This window comes from Escherichia sp. 94.0001 (assembly GCF_013369155.2).
GTDB classification, from domain to species: domain Bacteria; phylum Pseudomonadota; class Gammaproteobacteria; order Enterobacterales; family Enterobacteriaceae; genus Escherichia; species Escherichia coli_F.
This window is the reverse complement of record NZ_JABWMS020000121.1, coordinates 1-4852: the sequence shown is the minus strand read 5'-3', so window position 1 is coordinate 4852 and position 4852 is coordinate 1. Positions and strand designations below refer to the sequence as shown.

The window sequence follows — 4852 nt, the reverse complement described above, 5'->3', positions numbered from 1 at the left end:
TCTGTATCCGGGAACCAGCCATTGCTGTTTGTCTCAATAATGTTTCCCGGCCCCAGACGAAAACGGATTTGTGTCTCCCCCGGGTCGCCCTTCGGTCCCTGAGGTCCGGTTGCCCCCACCGGGCCAGCCGCACCTGTTTCTCCTTTCGGTCCCTGTGGGCCTGCCGGGCCTGCCGCACCGGTATCTCCCTTTGGACCCTGTGGACCTGTACTTCCTGTCAGACCGGTCTCTCCCCGCTCTCCCCTGTCGCCTTTCGGCCCCTGCGGGCCTGCCGGACCAGTATCTCCTCTCGGCCCCCGTTCGCCGGTTGCCCCGACAGGGCCGGTGTCTCCACGCTCTCCCTTATCCCCCTTCGGCCCCTGAGGGCCAGCGGGCCCCTGTTCCCCCTCTGGCCCGGGAGGTCCCACCACGGTGGGGATTCGGTTTACGGCTTCTTCCGCCGCTATCCTGCTTTGTTCCGCTGACTGTGCGCTTTCTGCTGACTCCCGGGCTTTTTCTGTTGCGGTCGTTGCATCCCTGGCTGCATTACCGGCTGCACTTTCTGCCGTCTTTCTTGACAATTCAGCTTCTGCTGCACTTTGTGATGACTCACTGGCTTTTTGAGCGGCCGCAGAAGCCGAGGACGAGGACGCATCCTCTGACTGCTTTGCTGAGGCTGCACTTTCTGCCGCCTGCCGGGCTGACTCCGATGCCTCCCCTGCTGAAGTGTCAGCATTTGCAGCGCTCTCTTCTGCCTGACTGGCTGATATGCCGGCATTCCTCGCGGACGTCTCCGCCTCTCCGGCATTCTTCTTCGCCTCCTCAGCGTGACGCGCCGCTTCTTCCACCATCAGTTCAAAACGACGCAGTGCCTCCGGCCGGACGTCATCCTCCGACATGGCACCGAGAAAATCATTCAGCGTACCGGGTTGAGAATCTTCATACACGGTGATGGTCCCGGCATGTGACGGCGGGAATCCTTCCACCAACAGAATGACGCTGTACTGACCGTACTCAACGTCCATGCTGTAACGACCGGCTTCATCCGGATTTTCAGAGGCCACCGTGTTCACCACCACCGTGCTGCTGGTCCGTCTGGCTTTCAGCACAATGGTGCAGTTCTGTACTGGTTTTCCTGTGCCATCTTTAAGCACGCCAGAAATTTTTACTGTCATACTTTTCCACCAATAAAAAAAGCCCGCAGCAGTGACGCCACGGGCTTCAGGACAGTGTAACTTTACGTTTCCTCAAACGCAGTTCACCCCATAAGGTGGATGAACCTGCGTATCATAACAATATTTACAGAAGATAAATCGGCGTCTGTTGTCAGAAACGGTATCCGATACCAACAATAAATGCATCCGATCGCCAGTCGCCACTACCGGAACCTTCATAAGCAAGGTCAATGGTCACGGATTCGGTCGGGTTAAACTGCACGCCAGCCCCCCACGCCAGAGACGTGTTGCTGTGGCGACCGTCATCACTTCCGGTCAGCACATCGTGCGTTTTCCCCTTGTTGTCAGTTACGCGGAGATAATCCCCGGAGAAAGTCGACACACGGCTGTAAGCCACACCCGCCATCGCATACGCGCTGAACCATTCATTCACGCGTACAGACGGCCCCGCCATCACGCTGAACCAGCGGTTACGCACGGAATCTTCATGCCAGCGGGTATCGCTGTAGCGCGTTTTTTGCTCATCCTCAGCATTGGCATAACTGAAGGACGTAATCAGCCCCAGCGCGTCCATAAACTCATAACGGTATTTCACGTTAATCCCGTTCAGATCATCACTACCGGGAACGTTCGTCGAGGCATGGAGATACCCCGCGCTCAGCGTGGACTGATGTTCTGCTGCACTCGCTGGCGTAGCAGCGGCGACCGGCCAGACTACTGCGGACAAAATAACAGCACATAATTTACGCATAATTACCTCTCGCTTTTCTGCAATAAAAAAGGCGCCATTTCTGGCGCCCGTATCTGGGTTATAAAATTCAGCTAATCGTGATGCCTGCAGTGGCTTTCTTCATCACCACAACCAGCAAATCGCTGATACTTGCTGTGGGATACCAGTTATTTACCAGCCATGCTGACACCGAAAACTCCAGTGTCATGTTACCGTGACCGGCAGGCATATCAATAACACCACTGTAAATCAGCGTATTATCCAGCGCGGTACGGTTATAAATTTCAGCACCGTTTTTCCGCACTATCAGACGGCATGAGGAGTAAATATCAGTATGCTCTTTCTCATGTTTAGCGCCGCTGAATGCCACCGCCGGAATAACAATCTGCCGGTCAAACGGCTGATCGTCATAAACCCTGACGGTAATGGTTCCTGATGGCCACCGCTCCGGTGCACGGGAGTCCCGGGGGAAAGCTTTGCCCACTGTTTTAACGAGATCGCCTTCAATCTGGTTCGCGGACAATTTTCCCAGAACCCGACAGTTCTCGTTAATCGTGACGTTGTTGAGCGTCCCGGAGTTCGCATTCACGTTACCGCTGATATCGGCATTTTTCGCCGTCAGCCGCCCGTCCGGTGTCAGGGAAAATGCCGGAGGATTACCGCCGCTGGTAATGGTGGGAGCCGTCAGATATTTCAGGAACACTTCATTCATAAATATCTGATCGCCCTGACCAACAAACATCGGCTTTGTGTTGCCATTCGCAGGATTAATCATCGCAATCCTGTCTGCCGCCAGCAGCACCTGACTCTGCATTCCTGCTGGCGTATTCTCAATACCGGCACCGATACCCGCAATATAAAGGCGTCCGTCCTGCATCTGCTGCAGTTTCACGGCCCACATGCTGTTCAGGTTATTATTTGTATCAACCTGAACTTTCTGTATCTGCTGGATTGCCGCACTCTGATTTTCCAGTTTTTTATTGACGGTCTGCGTGATTTCATTGCTGACATTCGTAATGGACGTCCTGATTTCAGCCAGGTCCGGCGCAAGCTGACCGTTATCAATCTGCGTCCACAGCTCCTGGGCCAGATGTGTTTTCCCGATTTCTCCTTTGAAAAAATCCAGGTAACCTTCCGCATCATCGCTCGCCCGACCGACAGCCTCCACGAATGCCGATTTGCCAACAGTATTCACACTGCGGATATAAAAATAATAATCATGGCCCGGTTTGATATTGATACTGGCAGCTATCCAGTACAGCGCCGAGCCAAGATAGCGGGCTGCGGTTTCAACCTGCCTGATATCCGCAATCCGCTTTTCCGAGAACCAGAACTCAAACTGTACCGTCGGGTCATAAACGGCAAGATGCGGCGTGGCGGTTATCTGAAAATAGCCCGGCGTCAGCTCAATCCGCGACGGTGCTGCCGGTGCGGCAATCCGGAAGGTGGTGGTGGCAGGTTCACCCTGCTGGCCATAGCTGTTTATCGCCCGCACCGTCAGGGTGTATTCCCCGAGCGGCAGGCCGCTGAAACGGTGCTCCGTGTCTGCGGTGATGGCGGTGGTCACCAGTCTGGCATCCGTTCCCTTACCACTGGTCAGGCGCAGACTGAAGCGCACACCCTTCACCACCCGCGGCGTGTCCCATTTCGCCTGTGCCAGATACTGACCGTCAGCTGCGCTCACCTCCACCGTCAGGTGCTGCACTGCCGGTGGAATAACGCTGTTCAGGGTGCCTGACTGCGGCTCAAAGCTGGCCCCGTTATCCACGATGGCTTCTTTTTCCGGTACGTGCTGCACCGCCGTGATGGCAAAGGTGCCGTCCGTGTTTTCCCGGATGGAGACACAGCGGAACAGGCGACGACGCAGTGACGGCAGGGAGAGTCCCCATACACCGTATGTCTCCACACCATCAGGCAGGGTGCTGACCTGTATCCGGTCCGGCGCGGGGTGTGCAGTGATGGCCACGCTCACCGGCTTACCGCTGCCGTTAATCAGGTTCACCGTGGCGGCACCTGTCTCCGGCAGGGTCACCTCACGGTCCAGTGTCAGGGTGCGGCTGGCGGCATCGATGGACAGGACACGTCCGCCGGTCATGGTCCCGGCATAGTCGTTATCACAGATTTCAATAATGTCACCGGGTGTGTGACGCAGCCCCTGTGACCCGAGCGTGAAATCCACCGTCTGCGTTTCCAGCAGTCCGGTCTTTATCACCCACAGCCCGGCACGGTGGGCCTGACCGCGACTGGTGCAACCGAACGCATCCATCTTCAGCAGGTTGCGCCCGTAGCGCAGTATGGCTTCCGGGTCTTCCACCAGTTCCGTGGAGGTCTGCCAGCCGTTCTGCGGGTCGGTGTAATTCACCTCCACCGCCGTGTGGCGGTCCTTCAGGGCGCTGAAGCTGTAGCGAAACCCCACGCCGTTATCATCCACCACCACATCGCTGTTGGTGTACGGCCACACCACATCCGACGGGCGGTCCTGAACGAACGTCAGCGTCTGGCCGTTCCATACCGGCATACAGCGCATCGCCGAGCAGAAATCACTGAGAACGTCCCACGCCTTACGCTGTTGTGACAGGTACGCATTAAAGGTCATCCGCGGCTCTGTGCCCCCGAAACCATCCGGGACCGTCTGGTCGCAGTACTGCGCAATGGCATACAGCGCCCATTTGTCCACGTCTGCCGCCCCCAGACGTTTTCCCATGCCGTAGCGCGGGTGAGTCAGCATGTCCCACAGGCACCAGGCCGGGTTGTTGCTGTATGCCGGTTTCAGGCTGCCGTCCCAGATGCCGCTGTACGTGCGTTTTTCCGGGTCATAGTTTGACGGTACCTGGATGATGCGACCGCGGATATGGTAGTTCACCGTCATCTGCTGACCGCCAAACTGCTCCGCATCCACCTGCAGCCCCACAATCGCCGTGTTCGGGTAGCACTGTTTCACATCGATGATTTCGGTGTATGACGACCA

At 56.6% G+C, this 4852-nt stretch carries 3 protein-coding genes; all 3 read right to left on the bottom strand.

Translation table 11 applies throughout. The features are described from left to right. Positions 1-1154, bottom strand: a 1154-nt coding sequence (locus HEN33_RS24160; RefSeq protein ID WP_183083490.1) for a prophage tail fiber N-terminal domain-containing protein, incomplete at its 3' end; no start/stop codon positions are given. A 151-nt stretch (positions 1155-1305) separates the two neighbouring features. Then, a complete protein-coding gene (locus tag HEN33_RS24155) occupies positions 1306-1905 on the bottom strand; it encodes an Ail/Lom family outer membrane beta-barrel protein (RefSeq protein WP_053879185.1) in 600 nt (199 codons plus the stop codon). 67 nt (positions 1906-1972) lie between these two features. Next, a partial coding sequence (locus HEN33_RS24150) for a phage tail tip domain-containing protein (RefSeq protein WP_183083489.1) occupies positions 1973-4852 on the bottom strand: 2880 nt, incomplete at its 5' end.

Coding starts and splice junctions, on each gene's coding strand:
- HEN33_RS24155 (WP_053879185.1), bottom strand. CDS start 1,905: ATGCGTAAATTATGTGCTGTTATTTTGTCCGCAGTAGTCTGGCCGGTC.